21 protein-coding genes and 1 pseudogene are annotated in these 19,173 nt (G+C 72.1%); 11 read left to right on the top strand and 11 right to left on the bottom strand.

From position 1 onward, the window contains the following. The coding region (locus tag ACIBL4_RS38705; RefSeq protein ID WP_037821625.1) for a maltotransferase domain-containing protein at nucleotides 1-209 on the bottom strand (209 nt) is incomplete at its 3' end. Nucleotides 210-281: 72 nt separating this feature from the next. Further along, nucleotides 282-656: a DUF5133 domain-containing protein gene (locus ACIBL4_RS38700; protein WP_399416510.1), complete on the bottom strand. Its 375-nt coding sequence runs from the start codon at nucleotides 654-656 to the stop codon at nucleotides 282-284. Nucleotides 657-1,016: 360 nt separating this feature from the next. On the opposite strand from ACIBL4_RS38700, the gene ACIBL4_RS38695 reads away from it, so the two are divergent. Further along, nucleotides 1,017-1,529 carry a pep a2 gene (locus ACIBL4_RS38695; protein ID WP_399416509.1) on the top strand — a complete coding sequence of 171 codons (513 nt, stop codon included), beginning with the start codon at nucleotides 1,017-1,019 and terminating at the stop codon, nucleotides 1,527-1,529. Further along, nucleotides 1,526-3,673 (top strand): glycogen debranching protein GlgX, encoded by a 2,148-nt coding sequence (gene glgX, locus ACIBL4_RS38690; protein ID WP_399416508.1) that lies wholly within the window; start codon nucleotides 1,526-1,528, stop codon nucleotides 3,671-3,673. The genes ACIBL4_RS38695 and glgX overlap by 4 nt, the downstream gene beginning before the upstream one ends. 33 nt (nucleotides 3,674-3,706) lie before the next feature. On the opposite strand, the gene ACIBL4_RS38685 is transcribed toward glgX, so the two are convergent. Next, a complete protein-coding gene (locus ACIBL4_RS38685) occupies nucleotides 3,707-4,510 on the bottom strand; it encodes a VOC family protein (RefSeq protein ID WP_399416507.1) in 804 nt (267 codons plus the stop codon). Nucleotides 4,511-4,762: 252 nt separating this feature from the next. Between ACIBL4_RS38685 and ACIBL4_RS38680 the strand changes: the two genes are divergently transcribed. Beyond that, nucleotides 4,763-5,083, top strand: a complete 321-nt coding sequence (locus tag ACIBL4_RS38680; protein ID WP_174523400.1) for an ANTAR domain-containing protein — start codon at nucleotides 4,763-4,765, stop codon at nucleotides 5,081-5,083. Between the two features lie 34 nt (nucleotides 5,084-5,117). Here the strand turns inward: ACIBL4_RS38680 and ACIBL4_RS38675 are convergent, their stop codons facing one another. Continuing rightward, a complete protein-coding gene (locus tag ACIBL4_RS38675) occupies nucleotides 5,118-5,909 on the bottom strand; it encodes an RNA polymerase sigma factor SigF (RefSeq protein ID WP_399416506.1) in 792 nt (263 codons plus the stop codon). A 278-nt stretch (nucleotides 5,910-6,187) separates the two neighbouring features. Here ACIBL4_RS38675 and ACIBL4_RS38670 point away from each other — a divergent pair, with 278 nt between their 5' ends. The 4 genes from ACIBL4_RS38670 (at nucleotide 6,188) to ACIBL4_RS38655 (ending at nucleotide 9,030) form a co-directional block, all read left to right on the top strand. Continuing rightward, on the top strand, nucleotides 6,188-6,643 hold the full coding sequence (locus tag ACIBL4_RS38670; RefSeq protein ID WP_399416505.1) for a MarR family winged helix-turn-helix transcriptional regulator: 456 nt from the start codon (nucleotides 6,188-6,190) through the stop codon (nucleotides 6,641-6,643). Further along, the gene (locus ACIBL4_RS38665; protein ID WP_399416503.1) at nucleotides 6,640-7,497 is read left to right on the top strand and encodes an ABC transporter ATP-binding protein; all 858 of its coding nucleotides are present in this window, start codon (nucleotides 6,640-6,642) and stop codon (nucleotides 7,495-7,497) included. The genes ACIBL4_RS38670 and ACIBL4_RS38665 overlap by 4 nt, the downstream gene beginning before the upstream one ends. Beyond that, a complete protein-coding gene (locus ACIBL4_RS38660; RefSeq protein WP_399416502.1) occupies nucleotides 7,457-8,317 on the top strand; it encodes an ABC transporter permease in 861 nt (286 codons plus the stop codon). The genes ACIBL4_RS38665 and ACIBL4_RS38660 overlap by 41 nt, the downstream gene beginning before the upstream one ends. Before the next feature lie 191 nt (nucleotides 8,318-8,508). Beyond that, nucleotides 8,509-9,030 carry a hypothetical protein gene (locus ACIBL4_RS38655; RefSeq protein WP_399416501.1) on the top strand — a complete coding sequence of 174 codons (522 nt, stop codon included), beginning with the start codon at nucleotides 8,509-8,511 and terminating at the stop codon, nucleotides 9,028-9,030. A 127-nt stretch (nucleotides 9,031-9,157) separates the two neighbouring features. Here the strand turns inward: ACIBL4_RS38655 and hemC are convergent, their stop codons facing one another. From hemC to ACIBL4_RS38635, 4 genes are all read right to left on the bottom strand, one after another. Beyond that, nucleotides 9,158-10,093, bottom strand: coding sequence for a hydroxymethylbilane synthase (gene hemC, locus ACIBL4_RS38650; RefSeq protein WP_356928880.1), 936 nt, complete (start codon nucleotides 10,091-10,093; stop codon nucleotides 9,158-9,160). 68 nt (nucleotides 10,094-10,161) lie between these two features. Beyond that, nucleotides 10,162-11,184 (bottom strand): questin oxidase family protein, encoded by a 1,023-nt coding sequence (locus tag ACIBL4_RS38645; protein WP_399416500.1) that lies wholly within the window; start codon nucleotides 11,182-11,184, stop codon nucleotides 10,162-10,164. 99 nt (nucleotides 11,185-11,283) lie between these two features. Next, nucleotides 11,284-12,057: an NPP1 family protein gene (locus tag ACIBL4_RS38640; protein WP_399416499.1), complete on the bottom strand. Its 774-nt coding sequence runs from the start codon at nucleotides 12,055-12,057 to the stop codon at nucleotides 11,284-11,286. 140 nt (nucleotides 12,058-12,197) lie between these two features. After that, complete coding sequence (locus tag ACIBL4_RS38635) at nucleotides 12,198-13,178, bottom strand: ATP-dependent DNA ligase (RefSeq protein ID WP_399416498.1); 981 nt, start codon at nucleotides 13,176-13,178, stop codon at nucleotides 12,198-12,200. A 172-nt stretch (nucleotides 13,179-13,350) separates the two neighbouring features. On the opposite strand from ACIBL4_RS38635, the gene ACIBL4_RS38630 reads away from it, so the two are divergent. After that, entirely contained in the window at nucleotides 13,351-13,866 is a 516-nt protein-coding gene (locus ACIBL4_RS38630) for a MarR family winged helix-turn-helix transcriptional regulator (protein ID WP_399416497.1), read from the top strand. Nucleotides 13,867-13,980: 114 nt separating this feature from the next. Here the strand turns inward: ACIBL4_RS38630 and ACIBL4_RS38625 are convergent. Further along, a pseudogene (locus tag ACIBL4_RS38625) lies at nucleotides 13,981-14,317 on the bottom strand (MFS transporter); the annotation flags it as partial. Between the two features lie 81 nt (nucleotides 14,318-14,398). Here ACIBL4_RS38625 and ACIBL4_RS38620 point away from each other — a divergent pair. The 3 genes from ACIBL4_RS38620 to ACIBL4_RS38610 all read left to right on the top strand — a co-directional run bounded on the left by ACIBL4_RS38620 (nucleotide 14,399) and on the right by ACIBL4_RS38610 (nucleotide 17,647). Continuing rightward, entirely contained in the window at nucleotides 14,399-14,779 is a 381-nt protein-coding gene (locus tag ACIBL4_RS38620) for a DoxX family protein (RefSeq protein ID WP_399416496.1), read from the top strand. After that, nucleotides 14,776-15,243, top strand: coding sequence for a peroxiredoxin (locus tag ACIBL4_RS38615; RefSeq protein ID WP_399416495.1), 468 nt, complete (start codon nucleotides 14,776-14,778; stop codon nucleotides 15,241-15,243). Before ACIBL4_RS38620 ends, ACIBL4_RS38615 begins: the two co-directional genes overlap by 4 nt. Before the next feature lie 61 nt (nucleotides 15,244-15,304). Then, nucleotides 15,305-17,647 (top strand): SpoIIE family protein phosphatase, encoded by a 2,343-nt coding sequence (locus ACIBL4_RS38610; protein ID WP_399416494.1) that lies wholly within the window; start codon nucleotides 15,305-15,307, stop codon nucleotides 17,645-17,647. Nucleotides 17,648-17,672: 25 nt separating this feature from the next. Here ACIBL4_RS38610 and ACIBL4_RS38605 read toward each other — a convergent pair whose 3' ends face one another. Together ACIBL4_RS38605 and ACIBL4_RS38600 are read right to left on the bottom strand one after the other, a co-directional pair. Then, on the bottom strand, nucleotides 17,673-18,284 hold the full coding sequence (locus ACIBL4_RS38605; protein WP_399416493.1) for a DNA polymerase ligase N-terminal domain-containing protein: 612 nt from the start codon (nucleotides 18,282-18,284) through the stop codon (nucleotides 17,673-17,675). 54 nt (nucleotides 18,285-18,338) lie between these two features. Further along, complete coding sequence (locus ACIBL4_RS38600) at nucleotides 18,339-19,169, bottom strand: aldo/keto reductase (protein WP_399416491.1); 831 nt, start codon at nucleotides 19,167-19,169, stop codon at nucleotides 18,339-18,341. Between the last annotated feature and the right edge of the window lie 4 nt (nucleotides 19,170-19,173).

The raw sequence follows: 19,173 nt of genomic DNA, 5'->3' as shown, positions 1-19,173 counted from the left end.
AGCTCACGCATCGGCGTCCACGGCCCGGGACGGCCCTCGGGATCCTTCAGGACGACATTGGCGGCGACCGCGTCGTGCCCCTCCCGGAACACGGTGGCGGTGACCTCGAACGTCTCTCCCACGACCGCCTTGGCCGGCCGGTTGCCGCTCTCCACGGCCGGCCGGACGTCCCGTACCGGGATACGGCCGATGGCCCGGGTCCTACTCATGGTCCTCACCTCCACCGTGCTCGAAAGCCGGGCCACGGGCCCGGTTCAGGGGACAAGATCTGCGGAAGGCGGCTACCGTCCCGCGGGGGAGCGCCGCTCCGCCGCCGGCGGTCGTCGCCGGACCGCGGTGGCCGGACGGGGCCGTTCGTTCTGTTCCTGCAGACGGGTGGCCTGTGATTCCTGCGCAAAGGCCACCTGCGGGTCCTGCGCATAGGCGACCTGGGTCTGCTCCTGCACAGAGGTGACCTGGTTCGTGCGCAGATACCGCTCGGCCGCGTCCGCCGCCTCCCGCGCGCAGCGCTTGCCCATCAGCACACAGAGCGTGTAGCCGGAGTCCTCGAACGTGGTCCGCACCGTGCGGTCGTTCGGTGCCGCGAGCATCACGCGTTCCCAGGCCCGGTACCGCCGCAACTGCCGGGCGACTTCGGCTTTGGCGGGTAGCAGCATGGCGCCGATCACCTTTCGGGCTTCGAGGGGCACGGTCTCCCGACGGTCGGACGGCGGCCGTACACAGCGGCACGGACCCGTAACGGCGATCGAGTTCTTCACACATGGTGCACGGGTGACGACGCAGCGTCTTGTTGGATCCTCAACAAAAAGCGGCTCAGCCCGGCCGCCCAGGCCCCAAGGCTTGCTCACTTGGGCTCTCAAACACCTCAACTGTGCGCTCGTGTTGCACGAACGGGCTAGCACCCTCAGGCTGATGGTGACTCAGAAGCGATACCTGCTCACGTTCCGTGTTCGGGGCTCGTCCCGCGGGACCGCGGGAGCGAGGAGGAGCTGAGCTTCGCGGTGAGGAGCCGACCGATGAAGACCGCAGTGCCCTGCTACTACCACCTCGACGTGGAAGTCAGCCCGGAACGGGTGGGACAGGTCAGCCGCATTCTGGCCGCTCACCTGAGGTTCTGGGACCTGGACAACCTGATCCAGCCCGTCTGCGGCGGTGCCGAGATGCTGCTCAAGGCCATCGACGAGCACGCCACGGACAAGAACACGTCGATCGAGATGTGGTGGAACGGCCAGCACCTGATCACCGCCATCGGGGACAACGACCGCGCCCTGCGCCCGGACCAGGAACTCCGTAGCTGCCTGGAGCACATCGCGGCGATGAGCGACGGCTGGGGCTGCTGCGCCACCGAGACCGGCAGCAAGGTCATCTGGTTCTCGCAGCGCGCCCGGGCCGGCGAACGCGTCCCGCTGGTGCCGACCGCGCCCGCCCCGCAGGAGAGCGAGGGCCTGGAGGTGCCCCGCGAGGTGCGCGTCGTGCAGTTGGCCGGCCCCGCCAGTACGCCGCGCGAGGTCCTGGAGGAGGCCCGGTGACGCGCCGGCAGACACGGACAGGGGTGTCCGCGTGGAGCGGACGCCCCTACCCGCTGGGTGCGGAGTACGACGGGGAGGGCACCAACTTCGCGCTCTTCAGCGAGGTCGCCGAACGCGTCGAGCTGGTCCTCGTCGACGACGACGGCACCCACACCCGGGTGCCGCTGACCGAGGTCGACGGCTTCGTCTGGCACGGCTACCTCCCCGGTGTCGGACCCGGCCAGCGCTACGGCTACCGCGTGCACGGGCCGTGGGCCCCCACCCTCGGCCACCGCTGCAACCCGGCGAAGCTGCTCCTGGACCCCTACGCACGCGCGGTCGACGGGCAGATCGACAACCACCCCTCGCTCTACGAGCGGAACCCGGACGGCCCCGACCCGGCTGACAGCGCCGGTCACACCATGCTCGGTGTGGTGACCGACCCGGCCTTCGACTGGGGCGACGACGCCCGGCCCTGCCGGCCCTATGCCGACACGGTGATCTACGAGGCGCACGTCAAGGGCCTGACCCGCACCCACCCCGAGGTGCCCGCCGAGCTGCGCGGCACCTACGCCGGACTCGCGCACCCCGCGGCCGTCGAGCACCTCACCTCGCTCGGCGTCACGGCGGTGGAGCTGATGCCGGTGCACCAGTTCGTCCACGACGGCGTGCTGCACGACCGCGGCCTGGCCAACTACTGGGGCTACAACACGATCGGCTTCTTCGCGCCGCACAACGGCTACGCCGCCCACGGCACCCGCGGCCAGCAGGTCGCCGAGTTCAAGTCGATGGTGAAGACCCTGCACGCCGCCGGGCTCGAAGTGATCCTCGACGTGGTCTACAACCACACCGCCGAGGGCAACGAGAAGGGCCCCACCCTGTCCTTCCGCGGCATCGACAACTCCTCGTACTACCGCCTGGTCGACGGCGACTGGGAGCACTACTACGACACCACCGGTACCGGCAACAGCCTGCTGATGCGCCACCCCTACGTACTCCAGCTGATCATGGACTCGCTGCGGTACTGGGTCACCGAGATGCACGTCGACGGCTTCCGGTTCGACCTCGCGGCCACCCTGGCCCGGCAGTTCCACGAGGTGGACAGGCTGTCGGCGTTCTTCGACCTGATCCAGCAGGACCCGGTGATCAGCCGCGTCAAACTGATCGCGGAGCCGTGGGACGTCGGCGAGGGCGGCTACCAGGTGGGCAACTTCCCGCCGCTGTGGTCGGAGTGGAACGGCATGTACCGCGACGCGGTGCGCGACTTCTGGCGCGGTGAGGACCACACGCTCGGCGAGTTCGCCTCCCGGCTCACCGGCTCCTCCGACCTGTACCAGCACAGCCGTCGCCGGCCCCGCGCCAGCGTCAACTTCGTGACCGCGCACGACGGGTTCACCCTGCGCGACCTCGTCTCCTACAACGACAAGCACAACGAGGACAACGGCGAGGACAACCAGGACGGCGAGAGCACCAACCGGTCCTGGAACTGCGGCGCCGAGGGCGCCACCCGCGACCCGGCCGTCCTGGAGCTGCGCGCCCGCCAGCAGCGCAACTTCCTCGCCACGCTGCTGCTCTCCCAGGGCATCCCGATGCTCTGCCACGGCGACGAGCTCGGGCGCACCCAGCGCGGCAACAACAACGCCTACTGCCAGGACAACGAGATCTCCTGGATCGACTGGCGGCTCACCGAGGAGCAGCGCGACCTGCTGGAGTTCACCCGGTACGTCATCCGGCTGCGCACCGGGCACCCCGTGCTGCGCCGGCGCCGCTTCTTCCTCGGCGAGACCATGACCCGCGCCGACCAGCCGCTGCCCGACCTGGTGTGGCTGGCGCCGGACGCCCAGGAGATGACCGACGACGACTGGCAGCGCGGCGACGCGCACTGCGTCGGGGTCTTCCTCAACGGCGACGCCATCGCCGAGCCCGACCCGTGCGGCCGCCCCGTGGTCGACGACTCGTTCCTCCTGCTGTTCAACAGCCACTGGGAGCCGGTCGACTTCCGCCTCCCGGACGCCGCCTACGGCGAACGCTGGACGGCGCTGATCGACACCGCGGCCCCGGAGGGCTCCCCCGACGAGGCGGAGCACAAGGCGGGCACGGTGCTGACGGTCGACGCACGCAGCCTGGTGCTGCTGTCGCGGCCGTCCCGCACCGAGGCCGGGTGACTGACCGACGAAGACCAGGGTTCAGCAGATCGGTCAGCGGCCCCGGCGCGCCGTCACCGTGAACTGCGCGCCGTCGTGGTCGCGCAGCACGGCTTCGTCGCTGCCCTTGGACAGCACGCTGCCGCCGTGCAGCTCCGCGGCCCGGGTGCAGGCCTCGACGTCGTCGACGCTGAAGTGGACCTGCCAGTGCGGCCGGATCGTCGGGTCGGGGGCCGCCTCCAGCGCCCCCGACTCGATCCGCGCCACCACGTCACCGCGGCTGCGCAGTACGACCTCCCCGCCCTCGTAGTGGACCTCGCAGCAGCCGGGGCTCTCCGAGGCCCAGTCGAGGACCTCGCCGTAGAAGATGGCGGCGTCGAAGGCGTCACGCGTGTGCAGCGTGATGAAGGCCGGCTGCGCGTTGCGCCAGGTCTCCCAGTCGGTGAACAGGTCGCCCTCCCAGATCCCGAAGGTCGCCCCGTCCCGGTCGGCCAGCAGCGCCGCCCGCCCCGGCGGCAGCGAGATCGGCCCGACCGCGACCGTGCCCATGCGTTCCTGCACCCGCGCCACCGCGTCGTCCGCGCTCCGCACGGCGAAGTAGGGCGTCCACGCGACCGCCATCTGCCACATGCTGGCCACCCCCGCGATCCCGGCCACCGGCGAGCCGTCCGCCAGCGCGATCCGGAAGCGGTCGCCGAGTTTGGCCGGCCGCCATTGCCAGCCCAGTACAGCCCCGTAGAACTCCTCGGTCGCCTTGACGTCCCTGCTGGTCAGACTCACCCAGCAGGGCGCGCCGAATACGGAGTGTGATGAGACGACGTCCTTGGTGCCGGAGGGGGTGGGCATGTCGTGGTTCATGGCAGTCGCGTCCTGATCTCTTCGGCCTGGCAGCCACCGGAGGAATGACACCAGTGTCCAACCGGAACCCCCGTGGGCGCCTGCCGAGTACCCCGGCGACGGCAGCAAAACGGTGTGGTGGACCGGCCCGGACCGCCCCGGTGGCACCGGGCGGGCCGAGTGACGACGATGGAGGCGTCGGACACTGCGTCAAGGCACTCAAGCACCCCACGAGGCCATGGGGACAGCGGCGCACCGGACCCGGAGGTGACCATGCCCACGGACGGGGGCTCGGAGCGGATCTTCGAGTTGCAGGAAGAAGTCCGGCAACTGAAGGAGGCGGTCGTCTCCCACGCGGTCGTGGACCAGGCGATCGGGATGGTCGTCGTACTCGGCCGGATCTCGCCCGACCAGGGCTGGGCCGTGCTGAAGGAGGTCTCCCAGCACACCAACATCAAGCTGCGCAACGTCGCGGAACTGATCCTCGTCTGGGGGCGCACGGGTGTGATGCCCCGGGAGATACGGGCCGAGCTGGAGGACGCCCTCGACCGCGCCGGGCCGACCCAGATCCCCGAAGCGCCGCCGGAGCAGTGACACTGCCCGGCGGCGCCGAGGTGAGGTCCGGCGGTCACCTGGCCTCGGTCAGCAGCTCCTCGCGAAGATGGGCGAAGCAACTGCTGAGCAGCCGGGAGACGTGCATCTGCGAGATGCCGAGCTGCTCCGCGATGCGGCTCTGCGTCATGCCCTTGAAGAACCGCAGGTAGAGGATGATCCGCTCGCGCTCCGGCAGCGCCTCCAGACAGGGCTTGACGGCCACGCGGTTGACGACCGTGTCGAAGGCCGGGTCGGGCCCGCCGATCGCGTCCCCGAGGGCGTAGCCGTCCGTGCCGGGCATCTCCGCCTCCAGCGACAGGGCGGAGAAGCACTCCAGCGCCTCCATGCCGGTGCGCACCTCGCCCTCGGTGAGATGGGCGTACTCGGCGATCTCGGCGACCGTGGGAGGGCGGCCGGGGGTGGTCTGCGACAGCTCCTTGGCGGCGTGCCGCACGCGGTTGCGCAGGTCCTGAACCCGGCGAGGGACGTGCAGCGTCCACATGTGGTCACGGAAGTGGCGCTTGATCTCGCCGGTGACCGTCGGCACGGCGTAGGCCTCGAAGGCGTTGCCGCGCGCCGGGTCGTAGTGGTCGACGGCCTTGACGAGACCGAGGGCCGCCACCTGGTAGAGGTCCTCCAGGGCCTCGCCACGGCCCCGGAAGCGGACGGCGATCCGCTCGGCCATGGGCAGCCAGGCCTCGACCAGCTCGTCTCGCAGGGCCTTGCGCTCGGGCCCCACGGGCAGCCGCACGAGACGTTCGAACGCCTCGGCGGTGTCGGGAGCGTCGTCGTGGGGGTGCGTTCTGGTGCTGCCGGCGATACGCATGGTGCGCACCTCCCTGAGCAGGTGCCGAAAGGACAGACACCGTGGGAAGCGCGGACTCGGACCTCACGGAGGGCACCGCGGGCCCGGGCGGCTCCCACGGACGTGCCTCCTGTCCGAAGCACTTCATCGCCCATTCCCGGGCGGGGAGACCATGAAACAATTCCGACAATACGCTCATTTGTGATCCCAGGCGTCCCTGAGGACGGCTGCCGTTTCGAGTGCATCCCTTGACCCCGCCTTGGACCGATTACCTCTGTCACAGAGCTAATCTCGGCCGCATGGAGCCGGAGACCTTCGCCGAAGAGCTGGCCGACGCGCTCGTCGGAGTCCAGCGGCTGATGCGACGGCGCCTGCGCCGCGAGATGCCCGACCCCCGGCTGCGCGGCGCCGAGGTGGAGCTGCTGCGCCTGGCCGTGACGCGGCCCGGCATCGGCATCTCCGACGCGGCCAAGGACCTCGGGCTGGCGGCCAACTCGGTGTCGACCCTGGTCAACCAGTTGGTGCGGGCGGGCTATCTGGTCCGCGGGACCGACCCGGCCGACCGCCGGGCCGCCCGGCTGCTGCCCACGCCGGCCGCCGGGACACGGCTGCGCGAGTGGCGCCGCCGCCGCGCCGACCTCGTACGACGCCATGTGTCGCGGCTGGACGAGGCGGACCGCCAGGCCCTGCACGCCGCGATCCCGGCCCTGCGCAAGCTGGCCGGCACCCTGCACGAGGAGGCCGAGGAGTCATGACGCGGGACACCGGACGACAACCGGCCGACGCCGTCGCCTGCACCGGGCTCGTCCACACCTTCGGCGCGACCCGGGCCGTGGACGGACTCGATCTCACGGTCCGGCAGGGCGAGGTCTTCGGGCTGCTCGGCCCCAACGGCGCCGGCAAGACCACTGCCATCCGCTGTCTCACCACCCTGCTGCCGGTACCGGCCGGCACGGTCCGCGTCTTCGGCCACGACGCCGCCGGCGAGCGCATGGCCGTACGCCGGCTGCTCGGATACGTGCCCCAGCAACTCTCGGCGGACGCCGGACTCACCGGGCGGGAGAACGTCGCGCTGTTCGCCCGGGTCTTCGACGTGCCCCGCCGGGAACGCGCCGAACGCGTCGCCCAGGCACTGGCCGCCGTCGACCTCACCGACCCCGCCGACCGGCTCGCCGCCACCTACTCCGGCGGCATGGTCCGCCGGCTCGAACTCGCCCAGGCCCTGGTCAGCGCCCCGCGGCTGCTGATCCTCGACGAGCCCACGATCGGCCTCGACCCGATCGCCCGCACCGGCGTCTGGGACCACATCGAAGCGGTCCGCGCGGCCACCGGCATGACCGTGCTCGTCACCACCCACTCCATGGACGAGGCCGACCAGTACTGCGACCGGGTCGCCCTGATGCACCGCGGCCGGATCCGCGCCCTCGGCACCCCCGCCGAGCTCAGGAAGGGACTCGGCGCCCGCCGCCGCGCCGCGGGCGCGGCCACGGACACGCTGCCCACGCTGGAGGACGTCTTCCGTGACGTGGCGGGCAGCGGTCTCGACGACGAGGCAGGAGATTTCCGCGATGTCCGAAGCACCCGCCGCACCGCACGCCGTGTCGGCTGACCCCGCCCGTGGCCCCGGCATCGATCTGCTGCTCAAGCCCCCGCTACCCCGCGCCGGATGGCGGCTCCTGCCCGCCCGCGTCGGCGCGATGTGCGCGGTCGAACTGCACAAGCTGCGCCACGACCGCACCGAGCTCTACACCCGGGCGGTCCAGCCGGCCCTCTGGCTGCTGATCTTCGGCCAGGCCTTCACCCGCATCAGGGCCATCCCGACCGGCGGCATCCCCTACATCGACTACCTGGCGCCCGGCATCATCGCCCAGTCCGCGATGTTCATCGCCATCTTCTACGGCATCCAGATCATCTGGGAGCGGGACGCCGGCATCCTCAACAAGCTCCTCGTCACGCCGACCCCGCGCTCCGCGCTGATCACCGGCAAGGCCTTCGCGGCGGGCGTCAAGTCGCTCGTCCAGGCGGTCGTGGTCCTCCTCATCGCCGCCCTGCTCGGCGTGGCGCTGACCTGGAACCCGCTGAAACTGCTCGCCGTCGCCGCGATCGTCGTCCTCGGCTCGGCCTTCGTCTCCTGCCTGTCGATGACCATCGCCGGCATCGTCCTCAGCCGCGATCGCCTGATGGGCTTCGGTCAGGCGATCACCATGCCGCTGTTCTTCGGCTCCAACGCCCTGTACCCGGTGTCCGTGATGCCGGGCTGGCTCCAGACGGTCAGCAAGGCCAACCCGCTCAGCTACGAGGTCGACGCCCTGCGCGGGCTCCTCCTGGGCACGCCCCACCACCTGGCCTCCGACTTCGCGGTGCTGCTCGTGGCCGCCGTCCTCGGCGTCACCGCCGCGTCGGCGCTGCTGGGCCGTCTGGCCCGTTGATCTTCACTCGGGGAAGTGATGTGCGGCACGCCGCGGCAAGCGCTTTCTCCGCTTGTTTCCGGATAACTGCTGGGCACGGCTTGATCACCGATGAAATGGGATGAACTGCCAGGCCACAGCGCATTCCGCTCATTTGACAGTGCGCTGAGACCACAGATAGGAAGCAGCTTCCAGAGGTCGAGAGGGGCAGCGTGTACGAGCCGAACGTGGTCGGGGACTGGCAGGAGTACGACGAGCATGCCGGTCTGCGCGTCCGCGTCCACCGTCTGGAACTGGCCGAGCCGCCCCGCGGCCGTGACGACGCCGCGGAGGGGCTGACGTACTTCAGCCTCCGCGTGACCGTCGAGAACCGCGGCAGCCGGCACCTCGGCATCCATCTCGAGGACGGCCAGATCGACGTGCGGATCGGCCCGGACGGGGAGAGTGCCTTCCTCGACTGGCGCAACTCGCAGTTCATCGAGGGCTTCGACGTGTACCCGCTGCGCCGGGCCACCGCCGTGCTGTACGCGGCGGGCGCCGAGGCGTCCCTGAGCCTCGTGGACGTCCAGGTCCAGCTTCGGGTCGAGGAGGAGTGGGCCGACCGCCGGCTGTGGTCGGGCGGCATCGGCGCGCACGAGGGGCCCGCCGGGGCCCAGCAGGGCGCCCTGCGCGACAGCCTGGCGCACCAGGTGAGCGCCTTCCTCCAGGAGCAGGCGGAGGAAGGCACCGCCTGACCCGGTGTCAGCGCGTCCCGGCGGTTAGGGGGCTTCTGATGGACCTCCGCGGCGTCGCGACGCCCGGCACGCCGAGAGCACGCACCGAACGCCGCTCCTTCATCCACGGAGATCCATCAGAAGCCCCCTAGTGCGGGATGCCGTCGATGATCTCGCGGGCACCCTGGCGCAGCAGGGCCACGGCGACCGAGGTGCCGAGCGTGGCCGGGTCGAGCCGGCCCGCCCACTCGTGGGCGTTCAGCCGGGTCTTGCCGTCCGGGGTGAACACACAGGCCCGCAGGGACAGTTCGCCGCTGCGGTCCACCTGCGCGAAGCCGGCGATCGGGCTGTTGCAGTGCCCTTGGAGCACATGCAGGAACATGCGCTCGGCGGTGGTCTCCCGGTGGGTGTCCGGGTCGCCGAGACCGCTCACCGCGTCGATCAGAGCGGCGTCGTCCTCCCGGCACTGGAGCGCCAGCACGCCCGCGCCGATGGGCGGCATCATCGTCTCGGTGGAGAGGATCTCGCTGATCACGTCCTGCCGGCCGATACGCTCCAGGCCGGAGACCGCGAGCAGCAGCGCGTCGGCCTCTCCGGCGGCGAGCTTCGCCAGGCGCCGGTTGGCGTTGCCCCGGAACGGCACGCACTCCAGGTGCGGGTGCGTGGCGGCCAGTTGGGCTACCCGGCGCACCGAGGAGGTGCCGATCCGCGTCCCGGCCGGCAGCTCGTCCAGGGTGAGGCCGCCCGGGTGGATCAGGGCGTCCCGGACGTCGTCCCGCTTGAGGAACGCGGCGAACACCGTCCCCGCCGGGAGCGGCCGGTCGGCGGGCACGTCCTTCACGCAGTGCACGGCGAGATCGGCCTCACCGGCGAGCAGTGCCGCGTCGACCTCCTTGGTGAACGCGCCCTTGCCCTCGACCTTGGACAGATCGCCCATCCACTTGTCGCCGGTGGTCTTCACCGGTACGACCTCGGTGCGCACTCCGGGATGGGCGGCGGCCAGCTCGGCCCGGACTCGCTCCACCTGGGCGAGCGCCATGGGGGAGTCGCGGGAGACGATGCGGATCAGTTCGGGGACGGACATGCCGACACGATAGACCCTCCCGGGGGCACGTACGTGCCGTACCTCCCCCGACCGCCCTTCGGCGTACGTCAGTTCGGAACGAGGGGCTCGCTCAGTTCGACCGCGCGCAGGGCCGCGGCCAGGGCCCGCTCGTCGCCCACGTCGAGGGCGGTGTCGGTGAGCTTGATGACGTGTTCGTCGCCGTGGGCGAGGGCCCGTTCCAGCACCTCCTCGGCCGTGCGGCCGGGCGCGGGGACGTGGGGGAGGGGCTCGGCGTGGGCGTACATGGCGGTGACCGCCGCGGACGCGGTCCACGCCGCGTGCAGGCTCGGTGCCCACAGCTCGCGCGGCAGGGAACCGAGGGTGCGCAGCACGGCGTTGGGCGCCGTCGCCGCGTGCACCAGCATGGTCTCCTCCCCGTGGCCGTGCGTGGCGTACCGGTGGGTCGCGGCCCGGACCAGCTCGGTCAGGCGTGCCCGTGCCGTGTCCGGGTCGGTCACGTCGCCCGCCCACAGCGGCAGCCGCCGTACGGCCGCGAGCCGGTCGGGAAAACCACCCCGGGGACCGGTGATCGGCGGCACGGCGTCCAGGGACCGCGCCGCATCCGGCGCGGCGGGCAGTGCGGCGACGCCGGACACGGGACGGTGCCGGGCCGCCCAGTAGCCCAGGCCGTGGGCGAGTTCGGCGAGCCGCGGCGCGTTCTCGCCGGCTTCCAGCGCCCGTACGGCGTGGCCGACGCGGATCACCGGATGCGTGGAACCGCCGTACAGCCCGGGCAGCAGGCGTGGCCACCAGGCCGCGAGGAGGTCACGCCACGGCAGTTCCGCCAGGGCGTGGCCGAAATACCCGATCCAGTCGGCGGCCCGGCGCGGATCCCCCAGTGCCTCACGCCAGTTGACGTCGGTCACGGGTGCCGCGGGGGTGGGGAAGTCCTCCAGCTTGGGCCGGTACAGGTCCAGCCAGCGGTGCACGGCGCCCGCCTGCCCGTGCGCGGCCAGCGCCTCCACGACCATGGGGGCGTGGTTGGTGAGCCGGCCGAGCCGCTCCGGCCCCGAGGCGTGGAGCCGTTCGAGGGCTTCTTCGAGTGTCCCTGTCGTGTCGTGGGCGTCCATGAGGAGACGCTATGCGGCCGCCCCGCGCCGGCGGATCGGACGCGGGGCGGAGACCGGACCCTGCCGGGGACCTAAGCCCCCGGCAGGAGCGAGCCCGGATCAGGCGTAGGGGTCGAAGGCGATGCCGGAGGGCTTGGCCGACGCGAGGTGGTTGGCGAAGTTGCCGTCCTTCAGGCCGAAGTTGGCGCTGCCGAAGTCGTAGGACGTGAGCTTGTCGCGCACTCCGGCGGGGTAGCCGTTCCAGCCGACCAGCGGCGGGTACTGCCAGGTGCCCTTGTGGTTCTCCGGCGGCTCGTCGTTCGCGTTCGCGAGACGGAAGCAGTGGGTGCTCACGCCGTCCTTGTGGTAGACGATCTTCGGGTGCGTGCCGTCGAAGCGGACCTGCGACGCCGCGTGCACGCTGAACGAACCGTGCGCGGACGTCGAGACGTACTTGACCTGGTTGTCCTGCACGAACACCGCGACGTGCTCGAAGTCGTGCCGGTGGCCTCCGAGGCCGCTGCCCGCCACCGCCTGGTCCTTCTCGAAGTAGAGGGCGTACAGGACGGCGCACCAGCCGTTGTTGCACTTATAGCGCGCGTAGCCGTTGGTGTTGTCCAGGTCCGCGGCGTCGCGGCAGTCGCCGTTGAGGGCGCCGGTCGGGTTGAGCCCGCCGTTGACGGTGCCGTCCGCACCGATGGCGGGCGTGGAGTAGCAGCCGTCGGTGTCGTAGTCGTAGGCGGGCTGGAACGTCTTCTCCAGCGACTCGGCGTTGGCGGGCAGCGCCCGCGGCGGGGCGGCGAAGGCCGTGGCGGGGAAGGCGAGGACGAGGGCGGCGGCGCCGGCCAGTCCGGTGAGCCATCTCCTGCGGGGTGCGAACGGGCGTGACGACACTGCGTCCTCCTCTTGGGCGCAGCCCAACGGCTGTGGGGGGAAAGGGAGGTTCAGCTTCCAGGCTGAACGCGTCCATGCCAAGAGGGAGGTGTGATCCGGTAGGTGAATCGCTGCCCAACAACCGGAGTCCCGGCGCGGTTTCAGACCATGTCGTCCGGGATGTCGGCCGCAGCTTCCTCGGGTGCGAGATCCGGCCGGAGCCGCAGCCAGGACGGCTGCCGCAGCAGGCCCTCCCGGGTGCGGGTGCTGTAGCGGACCTCGCCGACCAGCCGGGGCACGACCCAGTGGGCGCCCGGAGCGCGCGGTGCGGGGTCGAAGGGGCAGACGTCGGTCGCGGCGGCGCGCAGCAGCCCGGCGAGTTCCGTCCGTTCTGCCTCGCTCCAGCCCGTACCCACACTGCCGACGTAACGCAGTCGCCCCGCGGCACGCTGCCCGACCAGCACCGCGCCGGGCAGGCCGGTGAGCCGTCCCCTGCCGGGCTGCCAGCCGCCGACCAGGACGTCCTCGGTGCGCATGTTGCGGATCTTGATCCATGCCCGGGAGCGCACGCCCGGTTCGTACACCGAGTCCAGCCGTTTGCAGACCAGGCCCTCCATGCCGTGCTCGCGTGTGGCGGCCAGAGCCTCGGCGCCGTGGCCCACGATCGCGGCCGGGGTCGACCAGGAGGGTCCGGCGAGGCCGAGGTCCTCCAGCGCCGCGCGGCGCCGCGCGTAGGGCAGCCTGATCAGCGAGTGGTCCCGCAGATGCATCAGGTCGAACAGCACGAGATGGACCGGCACCTCCGCCGCCCGCCGGGCCGCCCTCGCGGGCGCGTGCGCCAGACCCATGCGGGACTGCAGCAACTGGAAGCTCGCCCGGCCCAGTTCGTCCAGGGCCAGGATCTCCCCGTCCAGCACGGCGGGTACGGGGCCCAAGGCGTTTCCCAGCGGTCGCAGTTCGGGATACGCGGCCGTGATGTCCTCCCCGGACCGGGCGCGCAGCAGCACGCTGCCGTCCCCAGGGAGGTAGACCACCACGCGCTGGCCGTCCTGCTTGGTCTCATAGGCCCAGCGCGCGTCCTGCGCGGCGGGCGGCAGGGTGCCGGGCGTGGCGAGCATGGGCGGGATCAGCGGCAGGTCCACGGGTGAGTTGTGGACGTCCCCGCGCCCGGTCACGCGCGTTTGCCGGGTCTTTCCCCTGAACGGCGTCGAGGCGGGCGGCGGCCGCACCGGCACGCCGCGGCGGGCGGGTGCTCGCCCTGGCTCCGCACGCTTCATTACTTGAGTTAGGCAACGAGATGGTAAAGTGGCCCGTATGGCCACACCATCGCTCCCCGATGTCCCCTCCTCGGAAGTGATCGAGATCGAGCGCGCGCTCACCCGTATCACGTACCTGAGCACCCGCGCCCGCCGGCACGACCGGCTGATGGCCCGCGCGGGCGTGCCGCTCGACCGTGCCGCCGTCGCGCTGCTGCGGCAGGTCGCCGACTCCGAGCCGCTGCGGCCGGGGGAGCTCGCCGCCCGGCTGGGAGTGGAGGCCTCACATGTCACGCGCACGGTGCAGCAGTTGCAGAAGTCCGGCTACGTCACCCGCGTGCCCGACCCCGACGACCGCCGCGCCCAGCGCATCGAGCTCACCGACACCGGCCGGGAGGCCATCGCCAAGGTCCGCGAGGCCGGGGTCCGCGGCATGCAGATGGCCCTGTCCGACTGGTCCCCCGAGGAGCTGCGGCAGCTCGCCACGCTCTTCCACCGCATGGTCGACGACTTCCTCGCCCACGCCGTCGACGAGGAGCCCGAGGACCGCTCCGCCCCGGTGAGCCGGGCCTGACCCCCGCGGGTCAGCGTGCGGCCGGGTCGTGCGGATCCGCACGCTCGGCGACCGCCGGTGCTGGCGGTGCGGGCGGCGGCGCACCCCGCCCACCAGGTCCTGGGTGCCTCGCGCAGCCGGTGCCCCGAGCAGGGGCGCGGCGACGCCGCCGACGCTCACCGTCAGCCCGAGCGCGCCCCCGCTCGCGGTGCCCACCCGCCGGGGCAGACAGTCCTGGCCCAGGGGGATGTGCGGCGAGAACGGCACATACAGGCCCGCCGACGCCGGCGCGACGAACAGGTACACCAGCGGCCCCGGCACCAGGACCAGACCGGCCACGGCGAGCACCGTCAGGGCGTGCGACCGGCGCACCACCGTCAGCCGGCCGTACCGCTCGGCCGGCCGCCCCCCCGGCCGGCGTGCCCACCGCACCACCGGCGTAGAGCACGAACCGCGCCGCCGTACCGGCCACCGACGGCATCGGCAGGACCCGGCGAACCGACCTCTCTACCGTCCAGTAATATCGCGCGGCAGGCCATCAGAGGAGAAAACCGTGTCCCGGTCCGAACGCTCGCCCCTGCTGCTCGCCGGCCTGCTGGCCACCGCGGGTATCGCCCACTTCGCCGCCCCACGCCCGTTCGACGCGACCATCCCGAGCGGACTGCCGGGCACGCCCAGGACCTGGACCTACGCCAGCGGAGCCGCCGAGCTCGCGCTGGCCGCGGGCCTGGCGCTGCCGCGTACCCGCAAGACGGCCGCGCTGGCCGCGGCGGCCTTCTTCGTCGGAGTGTTCCCCGCCAACGTGAAGATGGCGGCCGACTGGCGTCACCGCCCCGCGCCGCAGAAGGCCGCGGCCTTCGGACGCCTGCCGCTCCAGCTGCCTCTCGTGCTCTGGGCCCGCGGCGTCGCACGGAACGCCGAGGGCCGGTCATGACCGCCCGCGTGGAGGCCGGGGACACGGTCGAGGACTTCGCCCTGCCCGACGAGACCGGCACCGTCCGCAGCCTGTCCGGGCTGCTCGCCGAGGGGCCGGTCGTGCTCTTCTTCTACCCGGCCGCCCTGACCCCCGGCTGCACCGCCCAGGCCTGCCACTTCCGCGATCTCGCCGCCGAGTTCGCCGCCGTCGGCGCCCGCCCCGTCGGCATAAGCGGCGACACCGTCGAGCGCCAGCAGGAGTTCGCCGGACAGCACGGCCTCGGCATGCCCCTGCTGTCCGACGCCGACGGCACGGTCCGCGAGCGGTTCGGCGTGAAACGCGGCTTCTCCCTGGCCCCGACCAAGCGCACCACGTTCGTCATAGGGCAGGACCACACCGTCCTCGACGTCGTCCGCAGCGAACTGCGCATGAACGCGCACGCCGACCGGGCGCTGGCCGCCCTGCGCGCTCTCCGGAGCTGACACTGTCACGAAAGCTCCGTCGCGGTTGATACAGGGCGGCAAAGGGAGAATCCTGGATGATATGGAGGACGCCTCCGCTGCTGCGATCATCGACGCCCGCGGCACCGTGACGGGGTGGAGCGAGGGCGCACGGCGACTGACCGGCTACCCCGCCGAGGAGGCCGTGGGCCGGTCCGTACGGGAACTGCTCGCCGAGGACGTGCCGTCCGAGGCGCTGTCCGCGCGGTCGGGCACCGTCATGGTGCGGCACCACGACGGCTATCTGGTCGGGCTGCGCGTCGCGGCCTGCGCCGTGACCGGCGGGGACGGGGCACCGGACGGCTACGTGATCACCGCCGAACCGCCCGGCAGCGCCGAGACGTCCCTGGCCGGAAAAGCCTTCCAGCAGGCGTCCATGTCGATGTCCGTGTTCGACACCGACCAGCGCTATCTGCGGCTCAACGACGCCGCCTGCCAGGTGATGGGCGTGTCCGAGGAGACCCTGCTGGGGCGGCCCTTCCCGGAGACCGTCGAGGAGGCCGAGCACAGCCGGGGCTTCAACTGGCACCTCCGCCACGTGGTCGAGACCGGCCGCCCGCTCCGCTACGAGAGCTACACAGGCGCCCCGGCCCTGAACCGGGAGCACGCCTGGGTCACCGAGATGTGGCCGCTGCGCGACCATTCCGGCGAGCTCCTGGGCACCGCTCTCGCCGCGTTCGACAGCACCGAGCAGTACTGGGCGCGCCAGCGGCTGGCCCTGCTCAACGAGGCCGCGGCGGCCATCGGCACCACCCTGGACGTGGTGCGCACGGCCGAGGAGCTGATCGGGGTCGTGGTGCCCCGGTTCGCCGACTTCGCGAGCGTGGACCTGTTCGACTGGGTCCTCGGCGCGGAGGAATCGCCGACCGTGCCCCACGACGAGATCGTGCTGCGCCGCGTCGCCCACGGCTCCGTCACCGAGGGCACCCCGGAAGCCGCCGTCCACCTGGGAGAAGTGGACGCCTATCCGGGGTTCTCCCCCATCGCGCGGGCGATGCGGGAGGGCCGGGCGATCGTCAGCCAGGCGGGGGAGCCGTCCTTCATGCGCTGGGTCGCGGAGCGCAACACACGCGCCCCGCAGGGCAGCCCCTACCGCCGGGGCGTCCACTCGATGATGGCGGTGCCGCTCCGGGCCCGCGGCATCACCCTCGGCGTCGCGGTGGCCGTACGCATCCGGCAGGTGGACGACTACGTCCCCGACGACGCCGTGTTCGCCGAGGAACTCGCCAGCCGGGCCGCGGTCTGCGTCGACAACGCCCGCCGCTTCGCCCGTGAACGCACCACCGCGCTGGCCCTCCAGCACAGCCTGCTGCCGAAGGGGCTGCCCGGCCAGGCAGCCGTCCAGGTCGCCCACCGCTATCTGCCCTCCGGCTCGGCGGCCGGCATCGGGGGCGACTGGTTCGACGTGATCCCGCTGTCCGGCAGCCGGGTGGCGCTCGTCGTCGGTGACGTCGTGGGCCACGGAATCCCCTCCACGGCGACGATGGGCCGGCTGGTCACGGCCGTCCGCACCCTCGCCGACGTGGACCTGCCGCCGGACGAACTCCTCACCCACCTCGACGACCTGGTCACCCATCTCGCGTCGGACGACGACGGCGACGAGGTCGCCGAGCTCGGCGCGACCTGCCTGTACGCCGTCTACGACCCCGTCACACGCCGGCTGAACCTGGCCGCCGCCGGGCACCCCGCCCCCGCCCTGGTGCTGCCCGACGGGTCCGCCCGGCTGATCCCCATGAGCGCGGGGCCCCCGCTGGGCGTCGGGGGGCTGCCGTTCGAGGCGACGGAGCTCCAGCTGCCCGAGGGCTCCGTCGTCGCCCTCTACACCGACGGGCTCATCGAGGACCGCGACCGCGACGTCGACCACACCACGGACGAGCTGTGCCGCGCCCTGACGGTGCCCGCCGACTCGCTCGACGCCCTGTGCGACACCGTGCTGAAAGCCGTACTGCCGGAGGACCCCAGCGACGACGTGGCCCTGCTGCTGGCCCGCACCCGGGCGCTGGGCGCGGACCAGGTCGCCACCTGGGACGTGACGCCCGACCCCGCACAGGTGGCCGCCACCCGCCAGGCCGCCACCGAGCAGCTCACCGCGTGGGGGCTGGACGAGACGGCGTTCGTCACCGAACTCGTCGTCAGCGAACTGGTCACCAACGCCATCCGGTATGGCGCCGCGCCCATCCAGCTCCGGCTGATCCGCGACCAGACCCTCATCTGTGAGGTGTCCGACGGCAGTTCGACCTCCCCGCACCTGCGGCGGGCCCACCAGGACGACGAGGGCGGCCGCGGACTGCTGCTGGTCGCCCAGCTCACCCAGCGGTGGGGCAGCCGGCAGACCACCCGGGGCAAGACCATCTGGTGCGAACAGCCGCTCACGTCGCTGTTCTGATGTCGAGGGGACCGGCCATCGCCGGTCACTCCCCGGCCGCGTCCGAGGCGACCTGGGCGAGGGTGCGCCCGGACATGGCAGAACGCGCCCGGCGCGGATCGGGAGCGCCGTGCGTACGGGCGCCCCCGGCCCGCTTCACCAGCAGCCAGGCCTCCTCCCCGTCACCACTGCCGTCGCCGCGGAACCGGGTCAGGGCGTACTCGCCGCGCAGTTTCGTCCCGCTCAGACGGAACGTGGCGTGTCCCCGCTCCAGGGACTCCGCGAAGTCGACGGGCCGTCCCTTGCGGTCGTGGCTGAGGGGCTCGTACGTGCCGTGGTCCCAGACGATCACCGTGCCGCCGCCGTACTCGCCGCGGGGGATCACGCCCTCGAACTCCTCGTACTCCAGCGGATGGTCCTCCGTGGGCACGGCAAGCCGCTTGTCCTTCGGGTCGGCCGAGGGGCCCTTGGGGATCGACCAGGACTTCAGGACGTCGTCCACCTGCAGCCGGAAGTCGAAGTGCATGGTGCTCGCGTCGTGGATCTGCACCACGAACCTGGGGCGGTCCCCGGCGGACTCCCCGCTGCCCCGGGGCTCCGCGGTCCGGCCGAAGTCGCGCTTGCCGCGGTAGTCCCGCAGCCGGTCCCGCTCAGCCACCTGCGGCTCCTTCCTGCCTCGAGGGCAGACCTCCTCGCGGGCCCCGGGTACCCGTCAGAACTCCTCGTGCACCTCGGGGTCCCCGCCGACCCGCCGCTGCGCCCGGCCGGCGACGGCGGTCATCTCGTCCTCGCTCAGCTCGAAGCCGAACACGTCGAGGTTCTCGCGCTGCCGCTCGGGGTTCGCCGACTTCGGGATCGGCACCGCGCCCAGCTGCGTGTGCCAGCGCAGCACGACCTGCCCGGGCGTCACCCCGTGCGCCTCGGCGATCCGCGCCACGGAGGGGTCCTGAAGCAGGGACGTGCCCCGGCCCAGCGGGCTCCAGCTCTCGGTGAGGACGCCCTTGGCCGCGTGGAAGGCGCGCAGCTCCTCCTGCGGCAGGAACGGGTGCAGCTCGATCTGGTTGACGGAGGGCAGCACCCCGGTCTCCTTCTCCAGCCGCTCGATGTGCCCGGGCGTGAAGTTCGAGACGCCGATGGACCGCACCAGGCCCTCCTCGCGCAGCTTGATCATGGCCTTCCAGGAGTCGACGTACCGGTCCACGCGCGGCAGCGGCCAGTGGATCAGGTACAGGTCGACGTACTCCAGACCCAGACGGGCCCGGGACTCCTCGAAGGAGGCGAGCGTCTCCTCGTAGCCGTGGTGGCGGCCCGGGAGCTTCGTCGTCACGACGATCTCCTCGCGCGGCACCACGCCGGAGGCCACGGCCCGGCCGACCCCCGTCTCGTTGCGGTAGTTCATCGCCGTGTCGATCAGGCGGTAGCCCGCCTCCAGGGCCGAGAGCACCGCCTGCTGCGCCTCGTCGTCGCCGAGCGGCCAGGTGCCCAGGCCCAGGGTGGGGAGCGTCGTGCCGTCGTTGAGCGTGTGCGTCGGGATGCTGATCACCGTC

It is taken from the genome of Streptomyces sp. NPDC050416 (assembly GCF_044458845.1).
GTDB lineage: Bacteria > Actinomycetota > Actinomycetes > Streptomycetales > Streptomycetaceae > Streptomyces.
Note: the sequence above shows the minus strand (reverse complement) of the source record. Positions and strands in the feature narration are given on the sequence as shown.

Excerpts from the sequence above, each read along its gene's own strand:
- ACIBL4_RS38700 (WP_399416510.1), bottom strand. The coding sequence starts at position 656 with ATGCTGCTACCCGCCAAAGCCGAAGTCGCCCGGCAGTTGCGGCGGTAC.
- ACIBL4_RS38695 (WP_399416509.1), top strand. The coding sequence starts at position 1,017 with ATGAAGACCGCAGTGCCCTGCTACTACCACCTCGACGTGGAAGTCAGC.
- ACIBL4_RS38685 (WP_399416507.1), bottom strand. The coding sequence starts at position 4,510 with ATGAACCACGACATGCCCACCCCCTCCGGCACCAAGGACGTCGTCTCA.
- ACIBL4_RS38680 (WP_174523400.1), top strand. The coding sequence starts at position 4,763 with ATGCCCACGGACGGGGGCTCGGAGCGGATCTTCGAGTTGCAGGAAGAA.
- ACIBL4_RS38675 (WP_399416506.1), bottom strand. The coding sequence starts at position 5,909 with ATGCGTATCGCCGGCAGCACCAGAACGCACCCCCACGACGACGCTCCC.
- ACIBL4_RS38670 (WP_399416505.1), top strand. The coding sequence starts at position 6,188 with ATGGAGCCGGAGACCTTCGCCGAAGAGCTGGCCGACGCGCTCGTCGGA.
- ACIBL4_RS38665 (WP_399416503.1), top strand. The coding sequence starts at position 6,640 with ATGACGCGGGACACCGGACGACAACCGGCCGACGCCGTCGCCTGCACC.
- ACIBL4_RS38660 (WP_399416502.1), top strand. The coding sequence starts at position 7,457 with ATGTCCGAAGCACCCGCCGCACCGCACGCCGTGTCGGCTGACCCCGCC.
- hemC (WP_356928880.1), bottom strand. The coding sequence starts at position 10,093 with ATGTCCGTCCCCGAACTGATCCGCATCGTCTCCCGCGACTCCCCCATG.
- ACIBL4_RS38645 (WP_399416500.1), bottom strand. The coding sequence starts at position 11,184 with ATGGACGCCCACGACACGACAGGGACACTCGAAGAAGCCCTCGAACGG.
- ACIBL4_RS38630 (WP_399416497.1), top strand. The coding sequence starts at position 13,351 with ATGGCCACACCATCGCTCCCCGATGTCCCCTCCTCGGAAGTGATCGAG.
- ACIBL4_RS38615 (WP_399416495.1), top strand. The coding sequence starts at position 14,776 with ATGACCGCCCGCGTGGAGGCCGGGGACACGGTCGAGGACTTCGCCCTG.
- ACIBL4_RS38610 (WP_399416494.1), top strand. The coding sequence starts at position 15,305 with ATGGAGGACGCCTCCGCTGCTGCGATCATCGACGCCCGCGGCACCGTG.